This window comes from Tetragenococcus solitarius NBRC 100494, from assembly GCF_001544195.1.
Classification (GTDB): Bacteria; Bacillota; Bacilli; order Lactobacillales; family Enterococcaceae; genus Tetragenococcus; species Tetragenococcus solitarius.
In genome coordinates this window covers 78,166-91,498 of sequence record NZ_BCPY01000005.1, presented here as the reverse complement: position 1 = coordinate 91,498, position 13,333 = coordinate 78,166, and the positions used below count along the sequence as shown (strand labels likewise).

Annotated in this window: 13 protein-coding genes and 1 tRNA gene; 11 read left to right on the top strand and 3 right to left on the bottom strand. The window is 32.7% G+C overall.

All coding sequences use genetic code 11. The features are described from left to right. Positions 1 to 161 precede the first annotated feature (161 nt). The gene (locus tag TS1_RS03120) at positions 162 to 578 is read left to right on the top strand and encodes a hypothetical protein (RefSeq protein ID WP_068707732.1); all 417 of its coding nucleotides are present in this window, start codon (positions 162 to 164) and stop codon (positions 576 to 578) included. A 1,154-nt stretch (positions 579 to 1,732) separates the two neighbouring features. Beyond that, complete coding sequence (locus tag TS1_RS03110; protein ID WP_068707728.1) at positions 1,733 to 1,933, top strand: hypothetical protein; 201 nt, start codon at positions 1,733 to 1,735, stop codon at positions 1,931 to 1,933. Between the two features lie 316 nt (positions 1,934 to 2,249). On the opposite strand, the gene TS1_RS03105 is transcribed toward TS1_RS03110, so the two are convergent. After that, the gene (locus TS1_RS03105) at positions 2,250 to 3,449 is read right to left on the bottom strand and encodes an MFS transporter (protein WP_083498233.1); all 1,200 of its coding nucleotides are present in this window, start codon (positions 3,447 to 3,449) and stop codon (positions 2,250 to 2,252) included. Positions 3,450 to 3,548: 99 nt separating this feature from the next. Between TS1_RS03105 and TS1_RS12695 the strand changes: the two genes are divergently transcribed. Further along, entirely contained in the window at positions 3,549 to 3,986 is a 438-nt protein-coding gene (locus TS1_RS12695; protein WP_245610099.1) for a hypothetical protein, read from the top strand. Then, the gene (locus TS1_RS12690) at positions 3,964 to 4,461 is read left to right on the top strand and encodes an Rgg family transcriptional regulator (RefSeq protein WP_245610098.1); all 498 of its coding nucleotides are present in this window, start codon (positions 3,964 to 3,966) and stop codon (positions 4,459 to 4,461) included. The genes TS1_RS12695 and TS1_RS12690 overlap by 23 nt, the downstream gene beginning before the upstream one ends. A gap of 201 nt (positions 4,462 to 4,662) precedes the next feature. Here the strand turns inward: TS1_RS12690 and TS1_RS03095 are convergent, their stop codons facing one another. Continuing rightward, complete coding sequence (locus tag TS1_RS03095) at positions 4,663 to 5,913, bottom strand: MFS transporter (RefSeq protein ID WP_281177356.1); 1,251 nt, start codon at positions 5,911 to 5,913, stop codon at positions 4,663 to 4,665. Between the two features lie 288 nt (positions 5,914 to 6,201). On the opposite strand from TS1_RS03095, the gene TS1_RS03090 reads away from it, so the two are divergent. The 7 genes from TS1_RS03090 to TS1_RS03060 all read left to right on the top strand — a co-directional run bounded on the left by TS1_RS03090 (position 6,202) and on the right by TS1_RS03060 (position 12,818). Next, positions 6,202 to 7,098 carry a helix-turn-helix domain-containing protein gene (locus TS1_RS03090; protein ID WP_068707725.1) on the top strand — a complete coding sequence of 299 codons (897 nt, stop codon included), beginning with the start codon at positions 6,202 to 6,204 and terminating at the stop codon, positions 7,096 to 7,098. 271 nt (positions 7,099 to 7,369) lie between these two features. Then, positions 7,370 to 7,442, top strand: a tRNA-Lys gene (locus TS1_RS03085). 442 nt (positions 7,443 to 7,884) lie between these two features. After that, positions 7,885 to 8,319 (top strand): VOC family protein, encoded by a 435-nt coding sequence (locus TS1_RS03080; protein ID WP_068707723.1) that lies wholly within the window; start codon positions 7,885 to 7,887, stop codon positions 8,317 to 8,319. Between the two features lie 274 nt (positions 8,320 to 8,593). After that, positions 8,594 to 8,818, top strand: a complete 225-nt coding sequence (gene nrdH / locus TS1_RS03075) for a glutaredoxin-like protein NrdH (RefSeq protein WP_068707722.1) — start codon at positions 8,594 to 8,596, stop codon at positions 8,816 to 8,818. A gap of 110 nt (positions 8,819 to 8,928) precedes the next feature. Beyond that, positions 8,929 to 11,091 carry a class 1b ribonucleoside-diphosphate reductase subunit alpha gene (gene nrdE, locus TS1_RS03070; protein ID WP_068707720.1) on the top strand — a complete coding sequence of 721 codons (2,163 nt, stop codon included), beginning with the start codon at positions 8,929 to 8,931 and terminating at the stop codon, positions 11,089 to 11,091. Between the two features lie 26 nt (positions 11,092 to 11,117). After that, a complete protein-coding gene (gene nrdF / locus TS1_RS03065) occupies positions 11,118 to 12,083 on the top strand; it encodes a class 1b ribonucleoside-diphosphate reductase subunit beta (protein ID WP_068707717.1) in 966 nt (321 codons plus the stop codon). Positions 12,084 to 12,374: 291 nt separating this feature from the next. Beyond that, positions 12,375 to 12,818: a GNAT family N-acetyltransferase gene (locus TS1_RS03060; RefSeq protein ID WP_068707716.1), complete on the top strand. Its 444-nt coding sequence runs from the start codon at positions 12,375 to 12,377 to the stop codon at positions 12,816 to 12,818. A 115-nt stretch (positions 12,819 to 12,933) separates the two neighbouring features. On the opposite strand, the gene TS1_RS03055 is transcribed toward TS1_RS03060, so the two are convergent. Continuing rightward, positions 12,934 to 13,332 (bottom strand): hypothetical protein, encoded by a 399-nt coding sequence (locus tag TS1_RS03055; protein WP_068707712.1) that lies wholly within the window; start codon positions 13,330 to 13,332, stop codon positions 12,934 to 12,936. Between the last annotated feature and the right edge of the window lies 1 nt (position 13,333).

The window sequence follows — 13,333 nt, the reverse complement described above, 5'->3', positions numbered from 1 at the left end:
GTGACGTTCCAATAGTAAAGTATAAGGCATTAAAAAACGTCGACTAAGTGAAATATAACCATAAAAATACACATTGTTTAATATTTTTTAATAATAAAATACAGAATAAAGTAAATTGCGGAAAGATTATTTTTTCTGATGTTTTTTGAAAGGGCTTTGTGATGAAATTTTTTGAGTGGAGAAGTTGGCTGTTCCTTTTATTGGCCTTTGTCTTCCTAGTTTTTATATTTCAAGACTGGCCAGACTTATGGAGCGTGGCCAAAGACATTATAGGTGTAGTTTTAAACCTGTTTGTTTTTATAGGGATGAGAAATGATAAGAAAACGCCAGTTAATGAACATCAGAGTATTGGAGAAGAAAAAACAGATGAAAAGATTGTAATGAAATCAGATCAAAAAACATTAAAATGGCTGTATCGTTTGCTAATATTCATATTTCTGACATTTATTATCCTGTATTATGTATATGACAAAAATACTATTTTAGCAGCGATTTCTTTAGTATCGCTTTTCTACTGGAGCATCTCCAACCTAATAAATATTATTTTTGGGTATATATATACAAAAAAGTATAAGTAATGACTTCTTAAATTAAAATTGCGTTAACCTATTTTTTAAGTTTTATGAATACATTATATTGCGTGATTTAAAAAAGTAGTGTCACACAAATACGTTATGTATTGCTTTCGGCATTTTTACTGAAACACAATCACATCTTTGCGTATAATGACTCACTAGTTTTGTAATTATTTTTAATCATTATTTATGATTTTTTATGTAGGAGCGATTGTAGGGCAATGTTTTTATCTTAATTTAAGACTTTTGCCGTTTGAATAAATTGTAAACGCTAGTAATTAAATTATTTTAGTCTTATTTCGTCTGTTTGCTTGTTGTGATTACTACTGCTAATAATTTCGAACGGAAGGTTGTTTTATAATGAACAACTGGTTATCAAAGTTTGCAGCCAAATTTACAGATAACTGGATATTGAAAAACTTAATTGAGTGTATCATTATATTTCCGATATTTTTTGTGGCTTCTTTATTAGCTAATTTTTCAGAACCTCATATTTTTATTCACTCATTATTTTTGTCGTTAATTTGTTGTACAGTAGCATTTTTAGTCACAACAGTTTATTCATTGATTCGGAAGAAATAAGTTTTTAACAGTGTCTCTCTTAAGATGGCGGTACTGATAGCGAGCAGTTTTTCCTTTTTACCGATAGTAGAATTGTAATGTGTATTCCTATTGAATTGTTACGCACATAGTATAAGGTTTCTTCAAGAAAAAGAATAAATAGAAGGCCTTGGATTTATTCTTTTTTATCTGTTGAAAAATCCATGTTTTGCGGATAAAGAGAGATTTGTATAGTTACTTAAGTCGGTAAAGTTGTTATTAGATTTTTCAGGACGGTTACTTTTAATTTATTTTGCAATTACAAACGAAGGAAGAACAGTTAATAAGGATGATCGCTTTGTTAAAAAAATTACGTAAATTAGAAAATGAACATCCGTATTTAATGATTATAATAGGAGCTATCATTGGAAGCATTATAGGGATAGTGTTGGAATATATAATCAATCGCGACTTTCAAATAAATGGAATATGGGGAATACTCTCAGTAGTAGCTACTATGTGTTTAATAGAAAGACACAGGCGTAAATAACATAGCCATCGTTCAACAGAGATTCTTACATTTGTTGCAAACTTTATATCAATAGGATGATATCAACATGCAGAACTTATTAAGAAAATATCAAAGGTTTGAAAAAAACCGTCCTTACCTTTCAGCAATAGTGGAAACATCTATAGTTATCATGATTGGTTTCATAGGTTGGTACTTTGCTACAGGGAAATTTAAGTTACCAGGTTTATTTATTATTTTAGGTGCTCTACTTGCCGAGTTATCTGAGATCCATCGAAGAAAAAAATAGTAGAAAAAGAAAATCTAAGCAGTGTATATAATAAAGCGCCCCCCGAAGAGTTAGACAAAAAATCTAACATTTGGGGACCGCTATTTTTATGGCAAATTATCGTTTAGAATTGAAAGTAAGAACATAAACCTAACAATTAAGAAGCTGATTACCAAATTAAATTTTAGTTTTATTGGATTTTTTTGTTCTCTGTAGATGAAATTTCTTGTTGGAAGATTTTTATTTTAAGTATCGCATAAGATGCCTTCTATGTGTAAGTGGTCATCGGTTTAAAGATTAAATAATGAAAAATAGAAATCATAATAAATCTAAATCGCTATTCTTCTTTTCCTAAAGGTGAAAATTTTGCTCCTATCCCGGCTAAAGTACGGATTATTCCTGCTAAAAGAATAACAACGAGCATTGATTGACCATGATTTAATAATAGTCCACCAAACCACGAGCCTACTGGAATAGATGCGTAAGACACCATACGTGTTACAGATACTACACGCCCTAACATTTCTTTAGGTACAGTTCTTTGACGCAACGTAAAATAAGTAATTACATTAATATTTCCAAAAAAGCTTATAAGTCCTAATACAATACCGATATAAACGTAATTTGTGCTAAGTAATAATAACAGTGTGCTAATACCAGCCAAAACAGTACTTGACGATAGTAAGAAACCTGCTCTAAATTGATTGACAACTTTCCCGCCAATAATACCGGCAAATAATGCTCCAACTCCCCCAATAGACATAGCGATCGTTGCGTCAATCACCGGATAATGAAGAGATTGTGTCATATAGAAAATGAAATTCGCTTCAAACATGTTAAGTGCAAAATTGGTAAATAAAAACATCATAGAACCACTAAAAATCACTCGTTGCTGAAAGCTATACTGTGCACCTTCTACAATATCTTTACATAACTTTTTTAACATTTGGGCCATAGGTTGTTGTTTTGTACTACTCTTTGGAAGACCCAATAGAATAACTGCCGCAAGAAAATACGACCCTACATCAAGCCACAAGGCATTGCTACCGCCTAACAAGGTAACAATAGACCCTCCCATAAGTGGACCCAAAATTGATAATGTATTATCAATCGTTTGAATCGTTGCATTTGCATTGGCAAATCGATCAGATGTTATAACCTCAGGAATAACGCTTTGAAAGCTAGGGTGAATTAATGGGTCAACGGACGCTAAGACAAATACAGCAACATATAATAAACTAAAATTTATCGTTCCATTCATGACAATAAAAATTAAAAATAAGCCTGCTAATGAGGCAAAGAGGTTCCCTATGATTAAAATTCTTTTCTTCGCGTAATTATCTGCCAAACTCCCCCCAAGTAGTGAAAAAAGAACCCAAGGAATAAAGAACACGCCAAAAGTTGTAGCTGCATGATAAGCCGATCCAGTTTTTTCAAGGATAATAATAGGTATGGCTAATTTATATAGCCAATCGCCAATTGACGAGACTAAAAAACTGAGCCAAAGATATCTAAACTTTGAATGATTAATGTGCAAATTCTTTCCCTCCTAAATATGAGTTGGACTCATTTAATAGCTTTTATATTAGAACAGATGTAAAATAAAAGATAAAAAATTTGCATATAGGTGAAAAAAATGGAAATAGGTTATATATTTAAAGAATTTAGAACCAGTAAACGCATTACGCTACAAGAGGCAAGCCAAGGGATTGTTTCTGTTCCTTTTTTGTCTTGTTTTGAACGAGGACTAACAGACATTTCATTTACTCATTTGTTGGAATTGCTGAGTCGAATTAATGTCCAACTATCTGAGTTCGAATTTTTGTATCAAATGAGAAATGATGATGATAACGATCTGTTGCCCAACTTTCAACGTGCTTATCAGAATGGAGATATTAAGCAACTTCAAAATTATCTAACGATTTGGGAAAACAAATCAGGAAAATTTGCCACATTACAAACGATTCAATTAAAAATGATGTTGACTACTTTAGGAGCCGCTACGATTACAAATGAAGAACGAACCATACTTGAAGATTATTTTCAAAAAATTGAAAATTGGACTTTTTTTTGAATTATATTTATTTGGTCATGCGATTCAGTTTTTAGACAAAACTTTTATGGCTAACTTGTTTAAAGAATTACAAAAAAAGCAAATTCTTTATGATACTTTCAGAAATGATAATTTTTCTATGCTTTTTTATATCTACAACAATATTATTTTGTTTTTACTTGATGAATATTACCTTGATGAGGCTAAACAATTGATCAATCAATTAGAAAGCTATTTTAATGACCGAGATAAAGATTATTATCATCGTGCTAGGATTTTTAATTTGAAAGGTTTATTTCTTTATCTAAGTGGAGAAAAAGAAGAAGGTTTGGTATTGATTAAAAAAGCGAATCTTATGGCTTTTTTAACAAAACAAAATTCTAATTTTCTGATGAATGAAAAAAATTATCTTTCAAAATACTTAACTCCTCAAGAATTAAACTTCAGTTTCGATTTTCATTCAATTGATGATTCTTTATTTTCTTTTTCCTTATGAAACAAACTAAAACGATAAAAAAGGAGCTGGGCGAAACTTTAGCAAAAAGAAGAAACCTTATGAAATATGTTTTAAAAACATTAATTTCATAAGGTTTTTCAACTTTGATTATAGGATAAAATGATGGCTTTTTGTCTAGCTTCTTTACAGTATCTTTCCTAGGGGGATTATTTTTTGGCACTATACAATTTATATTAGAATTTACTTTTTCTCTTCTAAGTGGCTATTGGGCCAAGCATGTTCTTTGATAAATAATTTGTCTTTTTTAACTGCTTTTAACAAGCTTGGAAATATGAATAAGCCAAAAATAATACATAAGAGTCCGTTTCCTATAAAAATGTAGGAGCCAAACTGTATATTATCAAATAAAAAAGTATAAGCTAAAGAACCGACGGGCAAAAGCGCTCTATTTGCTGTGGTAAGAATGGACATTACACGACCAAGAATTGCTGTTGCAATTGTTTTTTGTAAATAAACCATGTTATTCACTTCTATGATTGCTAATGAGAAACCTATAAAAAAGGAAGTTGCACTTCCATATAAGGTAATTAGAAAAGACTTATCAATGTTTTGAAAAAGAGCTCCTAGTAAAGATATTTCTACTCCCAAAGAAAATACTGGAAGGATTATTTTTAAAAAGGTGCCTCTTTTTGCCGGTAAAAAATTCATAAATAGACTTCCTAATAACAAACCAATAGCATCAGATGTGTTCAAATATCCAATGGGGCTCGTACCAATATTTAATTCAGCTTCAATCATATAAGGAATGCCAATATTCATAGACGAAAAAATAAAGTTGAGAAACATGGATATAAGGATAATATCTGTAATTAGCTTACGCTTTTTTATATAATTTATACCTTCTTTAAAGCTCTGTAATTGAGAAAAACTCTCTTCTTTTACGTCATTTGAGTTTTCTTCTGTTTGATAATGGAATTTTAGAGATAATATTAACAAAAAAGCCAGAGAGGAGCTGATAATTCCAATAAAAATAAAAATATCAAAACCGAATAGAGCATATAAACTAACACCAAGGACCGGAGCAAAAATATTAGAAAATGAATTGGCTGCACTGGTTAGTGAACTGAGACGTTGTATCTTTTTTGAATGAACGAGTTCATGAACGGATGCAGAATAGGTAACGGTTGAAATATTAGAACACAGAGCACTCACTGCAACAAAAGGAACCACGGGAATCATTTTGTATAACCCATTAAAATGGTCAATCGATAGGATGAAGAATATTAGAAATAAGATTTTTATTAGTGAGCTGCCGATGAGCAAGCTTTTGTGTTTATATTTATCCACAAGATTGCCAATAGGAATGACAAAAAGAACACCAACTACAGGAGCAATGATCATTTCTATACCAAAACTAATAGCAGAATTTGTTTGTCTTAAAAGCATTAAGCCCAGGCCATAGGAAAGCATATTGTTACTTAAAGAGTTGATGATATTGCTCAGAGTACTTTTAACAATTTGAATGTTTGATTCTTTGGTTTTTATAATAATTCTTCACCTCTTGTTTCTATTACCCTTGTTTTATAGAACTTTAACAAAATAATCGTTACGTAAATTTTTAATATGTTGCATAAATGCTACATACTTACTTTTCTTTGTTTTAATGAAAGATTATTATAAAGTTAATAATGAATCATTTTGGTAAAAGATAAGAGAAATTATTTTTAATTGCTTAAGAAGTTGCATAAATAAATGATTGTGAAAAAGGAGAAGTTTTCTATGGAACAAGTAGGGGTTACAATACGAAAAATTCGTCGGATTAAAGGGATTTCACAAAAACAGGTTTACAGTGGCATTGTCTCGCGTTCTTTTGCTACTCGATTTGAACGAGGAGATAGTGATATTCAATCAGGAAAATTATTTAAGATTTTAAATAACTTGGCAGTAACCCCTAACGAGTTTCAGTTTATAAATAATAATTACCAATCTCCTCTGATGGATTCTTTATTAGCTGAGATATATGAAATGTATGATAATCATTCTTTTAGTAAGTTGTCTCAATGGATAAAAGACCATAAGGGGAGGAACCGCTCAGAAGAAAAGTATGCGGTCGCCTATGCTGAAATTCTGATGTTTACTTTTGACCATTCGTCAATGCCTGTTACGGACAATACATATGCTTTATTCATTCATTTAATAGAAGAAAAAACATGGACACTTCAGGAATTAAAAATAGTAAAAATTATTTTACCTTTGGTTGTAAAAAATTCGAATATTTCTGTTAACATTGAAGACTTAACACTTAAATTTGAAAAAAACTGTCAAAATTACTTGGTAAAAGAAGACCCTTACTATGTTTTAAATGAATTAATTTCGTTTTATTCCATTGTATTTCAAATTTATTTAAATATTCGAAATTACACGCTCGCTGAGAATATGAAATCTAAGTTTTTAGAAATAAATGAAGGTCAACTTAACTTAGAGGGAAAAATTACGCTTAAATTTTGGTTAGCTATCTATGAGCTTTATTTTGGCGATTTTGCAAACGGAGAAAAAATGATCGAACAATTAGAATTTGTACAAGACTTATTTTCTGATAAGGGAAGATTAAATATAAGAACTATTTATGGAATTCGTAGAAAAGATGCATTAAATTATAGAACTATAAGTGATTAGGGAGTAGAAGTTTCATTTATACAATATACAAAAACAACTTAGACAAATTGTTTGAACTAGGTTTTGACAATAAAGGGCAGATATCTTAAGGGAGAAGGAAAAAAGTAATTTTCAGCTTTTTGATCATGCAGCGATGCTTTAACTTTAATCAACTCTTAAAATAAAAAACATCAGCTTTTTTTAAATAATTCATAGAAAAACAACTTGCATTTTTTATATCAGGGTGGTAGGATAATAAAGTGTTAAATGAACACCTGATAACTATTATTTCGGGCTGTTAGCTCAGTTGGCAGAGCAACTGACTCTTAATCAGTGGGTCGAGGGTTCGAGCCCCCCACAGCCCATTAGATGTCAAAACCATGAGGAGAAGAATGTTGGTGCAAAAGCACTTCAAAAACATTTCTTGCTCCTTTTTTTGTTTAAAATGATTTAGCTAAAAACTAGAGAATCATCCTATTGCCGGTGCTGTACTTTTTTATATTTTAATTGAATGAGGAATGGTTTTAGAATTTATTCCCCAATTGTTGCTGAACGAACACTACTTGAGCATTGGAATGTTCATTCAGAGGTTGAGCGAATACTACTTGAGCGTTGGAATGTTCATTCAGAGGTTGAGCGAACACTATTTAAGCGTCATAATGTTCATTCAATAACCGAATGAACATTATTTTCTTGCACTTTTGTTCATTCTATTGTTATAACTATAGAATCAAAAAAGAAAAATTCCCTTAGTAAAAACCGTTTCGACTATGTTAAAATTATAAAGAAAAAACGGAGGTGCTTTTTATGCATACTGGAGTAGAAATTGACATTGTCGTAAGTGATGCACTAAAAGCTTTTGCAACTTATCAAGAAATCTTTGAGACAGAATTAATCGAGAAAACAGACTTCCCCAAGGGACAAAATGAAGTAGTATTTACTATTTACGGAACACGCATTCATTTACTTGATGAAAATCCTGAAGCGGGGATGCAAGCGCCACAAGAAACAATTGTGCCTATTTGGTTAAATATCATGGTTCCTGATATTAAAGCGATTTTTCAACGAGCGAAGGATCACAGTTGGCAAGAACTAATGCCCTTAACGGACATGGCTGATTTCGGTGTAACCAATGCTGTAGTAGCGGACACATTTGGATATCAATGGATGCTGCATCAAATTCATAAAGAAGTTTCTTTTGAAGAACGCAAAGCGATGTTTGAACAACAAATGGATGATTAATTTTTCAGTCAAAAAAGAAGTCACTTTTTTAATTGAGATTAATTTCACAATAGAAAAATTTTTAAACTCTCTTCCTCGTTTTTATCGTAAAAAAGAGTGCGCAAACTCCTCATTTAGCAGTAAAAGACTTTTAAAAAATTGTGGATGAAACACAACAATTAGTGCTTTGACCATTCACAAACACAAGATATGGTATTTTATTGTTGACTTTTGCTGATCACTCATTATATGATAGACACAGTTAAAAAAACACGACATCGAGGAGGAAACTAGTATGAATATCACACTATTTTCTAAAAATAATTGTATGCAATGTAAAATGACAAAACGCTTTTTAGCTGAAAATAATATTAACTTTGAAGAAATTAATATCGATAATGAACCCGATGCACTTGGCTGGTTAAAAGAACAAGGATTTCAAAGTGTTCCGGTTATCACTTCGGATGCAACGACAGTTGTTGGCTTCCGTCCCGATCAATTACGTCAATTAGCAAGTTAATTCGTTCTTTGAACAAATTAAAAAAAGGCTTGGATTTGTCCGTCTCTTTTGACTTACAAGTCCTTCTTTTTTGTTTAACCCCATTATTTTTATAGATAGGTTGTGTACGCATGAGTTTAAAAACATTAAAAGACGTGAGCTACTTTAAACTAAATAATGAAATTAATCGCCCAGTCAATGGACAAATTCCATTAAATAAGGATAAGGAAGCATTGGATGCTTTCTTTAAAGAAAATGTTGAACCGAATACAATGAAGTTTGATTCTGCTATGGATAAGCTCAATTATCTAGTAGACAATGAATTTTTAGATGAAACATTTATTAAAAAGTATACACCAGAATTTTTAGAGAGGTTTTATGTCTTTTTAAAAGAACAAAATTTTCATTTTGATTCATTTATGGCTGCTTATAAATTTTATTCGCAATATGCTTTAAAAACCAATGATGGTAGTCAGTATTTGGAAAATTACGAAGATCGTGTAGCGATTAATGCACTGTATTTTGCGGATGGGAATGAAGAGCTGGCTCTTGATTTGGCGGATGAAATGATTCATCGCCGCTACCAACCTGCAACACCTTCGTTTTTAAATGCTGGAAGAAAACGGGGCGGAGAACTTGTTTCTTGCTTTTTGGTACAGTTGACTGATGATATGAACTCCATCGGACGAGGAATTAATTCAGCTTTACAACTTTCGCGTATTGGCGGCGGTGTAGGGATTACCTTGTCAAACCTGCGTGAAGCTGGAGCTCCTATTAAAGGTTATGAAGGGGCTGCTAGTGGTGTAGTACCTGTGATGAAGTTGTTTGAAGATAGCTTTAGCTATTCCAATCAATTAGGTCAACGCCAAGGTGCTGGGGTGGTTTATTTAAATGTGTTCCATCCAGATATTATCAGTTTTTTATCGGCTAAAAAAGAAAATGCGGATGAGAAAGTTCGTGTTAAAACACTCTCCTTAGGTGCGCTGGTACCAGATAAATTTTACGAACTAGCAAGAAATAATGAAGATATGTATCTATTTAGCCCTTACAGCGTAGAAAAAGAATACGGCGTGCCATTTTCTTATGTAGATATTACAGAAGAATACGATCGTTTGGTGCATAACCCTAATATTCGCAAGACGAAGATTCGGGCACGTGAATTGGAAAATGAAATTTCTAAGTTGCAGCAAGAATCAGGTTACCCTTATATTATCAACATTGATACAGCTAATCGTGCCAATCCGATTGATGGAAAGATTATTATGAGTAATTTATGCTCAGAAATTTTACAAGTACAAAAACCCTCTGTTATTAACGGCAAGCAGGATTATGAAGTACTTGGTACAGATATCAGCTGTAACTTAGGCTCAACGAATATTGGCAACTTAATGGATAGTCCTAACTTTGGCAAATCGGTTCAAACAATGACTCGTGCACTCACTTTTGTGACGGATTCATCTGATATTGATGTTGTACCAACCATTCAAAATGGGAATAAACTAAACCATACGATCGGATTAGGCGCAATGGGACTTCACAGTTATTTTGCTAAGAACCATATGGAGTACGGTTCGCCAGAATCTATTGAGTTTACAGATCTTTATTTTATGTTGTTAAACTATTGGACTTTAGTTGAAAGTAACAATATTGCTAAAGAGCGAGGGGTTACTTTCCATAACTTTGAAAACTCTGATTATGCAGATGGTAGCTATTTTGCTTCATATATTGCAGATGCACCGCAACCTCAGTCGGATAAAGTGAAATCTTTATTTGAAGATGTGTTTATTCCAAGTGCAGAAGACTGGCAAGAGCTTCGCGACGAAGTACAAAAATATGGATTGTATCATCAAAATCGTCTAGCAGTTGCGCCAACGGGTTCAATTTCTTATATTAATGATACAAGTGCTAGTATTCATCCAATTACTCGTTTAATTGAAGAACGACAAGAAAAGAAAATTGGGAAAATTTATTACCCAGCTGCTCATTTAGATAATGATACAATTGGTTATTACACTTCAGCTTATGATACAGATATGCGTAAAGTGATCGATATTTATGCGGCAGCGCAAAAACATGTAGATCAAGGCATGAGTCTGACACTGTTCTTACGTTCGGAAATTCCAGAAGGACTTTACGAATGGAAGACAGATACGAATAAACAAACCACACGTGATTTGAATATTTTAAGAAACTATGCTTTTCATAAGGGCATTAAATCCATTTATTATGTACGTACATTTACTGAAGATGAAGAAGAAATCGGCAGCAACCAATGCGAAAGCTGTGTCATCTAAACGTTGTAGTCAAGGAGGCGTAAAAAATGGCAAATACTTATTACGAAGCCATTAATTGGAATGAAATCGAAGATGTTATCGATAAATCAACATGGGAAAAATTAACCGAGCAATTTTGGCTGGATACGCGGATTCCTCTGTCAAACGACTTAGACGACTGGCGTAGCTTGAGCGAAGAAGAAAAACAACTGGTAGGATATGTATTCGGCGGATTGACTCTTTTAGATACTGTCCAATCAGAAAGCGGGATGGAGCGTCTTAGAGAAGACGCTCGTACGCCCCATGAAGAAGCAGTTTTAAATAATATTCAATTTATGGAATCTGTTCATGCGAAGAGTTATTCTTCCATTTTTAGTACGTTAAATACCAAAGCGGAGATTGACGATATTTTTGAATGGACCAATACAAACGTGTATTTACAAAAAAAAGCGGAACGCATCAATGAAATCTATAAAAATGGAACACCTTTAGAGAAAAAGGTAGCCAGTGTCTTCTTAGAAACTTTCTTATTTTATTCAGGTTTTTATACACCTTTGTATTATTTGGGAAATAACAAATTGGCAAATGTGGCTGAAATCATTAAGCTGATTATCCGCGATGAATCTGTTCATGGTACTTATATTGGTTATAAGTTCCAATTAGGATTTAACGAACTTTCAGAAGAAGAACAAGAAAAAATGAAGAATTGGATGTATGATCTTCTTTATGAACTATATGAAAATGAAGAACGTTATACGGAGCAACTTTATGATGAGATTGGCTGGACTGAAGAAGTCAAAATTTTCTTACGTTATAATGCCAATAAAGCTTTGATGAATATGGGACAAGATCCGCTATTTCCGGATGGCGCTAACGATGTAAATCCAATTGTGATGAATGGTATTTCTACAGGTACTAGTAATCACGATTTCTTCTCACAAGTCGGAAATGGCTATCTGTTAGGTAATGTTGAAGCAATGAGCGACGACGATTACTTGATTGGTTTAGAATAAATGTTTAAGAGACTTCCTAATATCGGAAGCCTCTTTTTTTATATTAGAGATAGGCTTCTTAATAAGGGCGTGTTAAAATAAAGAAGTGTTTTTATAGTCATATTGCAAAGGTCAGCCAAAAGTTTTTAATTTTTAGCTATGGGCAAAAGAACAGAATACTAATGTCCAGTTTTAGAATACTGGACAGAAGTCTAACTTTTTTATGTCCTACTTAGCAAGATCGGACAAAAGTAATGGGAATGAATGTCCTATAAGAGCAGATATTAAAGCGAAAGTTTTTAAGGAGAAGATATGCTAAACAACAGAACGGCGATTAAACAAGATGAGCAACAAATTATTGAATTATGGGATCGTAGCGTGACTGCGACGCATGATTTTTTATTACAGGAAGATAAGCAGGCAATGCGAGGGGAGATTCCTAGTTTTCTCCCATTTGTAGATGTTCAACTTTGGCATGATGAAGATAAGCTAGTTGGTTTTAGCGGGCGAAAAGAAAACTCCTTGGAGATGCTTTTTATTGAACCTAAGTATATGGGGCAAGGCTATGGAACAGCTATTTTGCAAGAATTGGTTTTAAACCATGGTGTTACACTATTGGACGTAAATGAACAAAACGCAGCAGCTAAAAAGTTTTATTTTAAAAACGGTTTTCGTATATATAGTCATTCCAAGCTAGATGGTCAAAATAGGCCTTATCCTATATTACACCTATCCAATCAATCAATCAGCCAATAGCTTCTTTTAGCTTAGATTTTATCGATCAAAATTTTGCTAAAAGAACAACCTTTTTTTACGATGGGCCAGGCTTAAGGCAAATCAAAGGGAAAAGCAGGCGATGATCTATTGCTAGCTAAGTGCAATCGTTTTTCAATATTTCTTTTAAGTGGCGTTTCAAAAAGCAAAAAAAATCCTTCGTTATGAATAAAAGCGAAGGATTTTTTATTTGATGATAGGTTAACTGAAATATTGGTTGTGTTTTTTTATAGATACGCCATTGACAGATACCGTAGATGACTAGTAGTCCGATTGTTAGCATGTTTTGTTGGAAGTAGAGACCCAATTTAAAGAAAGTATTCAATTCTGGGAAAAAGGAAGCACGTGAGACCATGTAAAGAGAATACGCGAAAGAAACCAAAGGTAATAATAATCCTAACCACCATTGTTTTCTTGTAGAAAGCCATATCTGAAGGCCAACGCCTCCGACAACTGTAATAAAGACCAGCGCTAATTCTGTCATTGTTAAAGGCATG

What these genes read in the sequence shown, in the direction of transcription:
- TS1_RS03110 (WP_068707728.1), top strand. Translation starts at nt 1,733, where the DNA reads ATGCAGAACTTATTAAGAAAATATCAAAGGTTTGAAAAAAACCGTCCT.
- TS1_RS03060 (WP_068707716.1), top strand. Translation starts at nt 12,375, where the DNA reads ATGCTAAACAACAGAACGGCGATTAAACAAGATGAGCAACAAATTATT.
- nrdH (WP_068707722.1), top strand. Translation starts at nt 8,594, where the DNA reads ATGAATATCACACTATTTTCTAAAAATAATTGTATGCAATGTAAAATG.
- nrdE (WP_068707720.1), top strand. Translation starts at nt 8,929, where the DNA reads ATGAGTTTAAAAACATTAAAAGACGTGAGCTACTTTAAACTAAATAAT.
- TS1_RS12695 (WP_245610099.1), top strand. Translation starts at nt 3,549, where the DNA reads ATGGAAATAGGTTATATATTTAAAGAATTTAGAACCAGTAAACGCATT.
- TS1_RS03090 (WP_068707725.1), top strand. Translation starts at nt 6,202, where the DNA reads ATGGAACAAGTAGGGGTTACAATACGAAAAATTCGTCGGATTAAAGGG.
- nrdF (WP_068707717.1), top strand. Translation starts at nt 11,118, where the DNA reads ATGGCAAATACTTATTACGAAGCCATTAATTGGAATGAAATCGAAGAT.
- TS1_RS03055 (WP_068707712.1), bottom strand. Translation starts at nt 13,332, where the DNA reads ATGCCTTTAACAATGACAGAATTAGCGCTGGTCTTTATTACAGTTGTC.
- TS1_RS03080 (WP_068707723.1), top strand. Translation starts at nt 7,885, where the DNA reads ATGCATACTGGAGTAGAAATTGACATTGTCGTAAGTGATGCACTAAAA.
- TS1_RS03120 (WP_068707732.1), top strand. Translation starts at nt 162, where the DNA reads ATGAAATTTTTTGAGTGGAGAAGTTGGCTGTTCCTTTTATTGGCCTTT.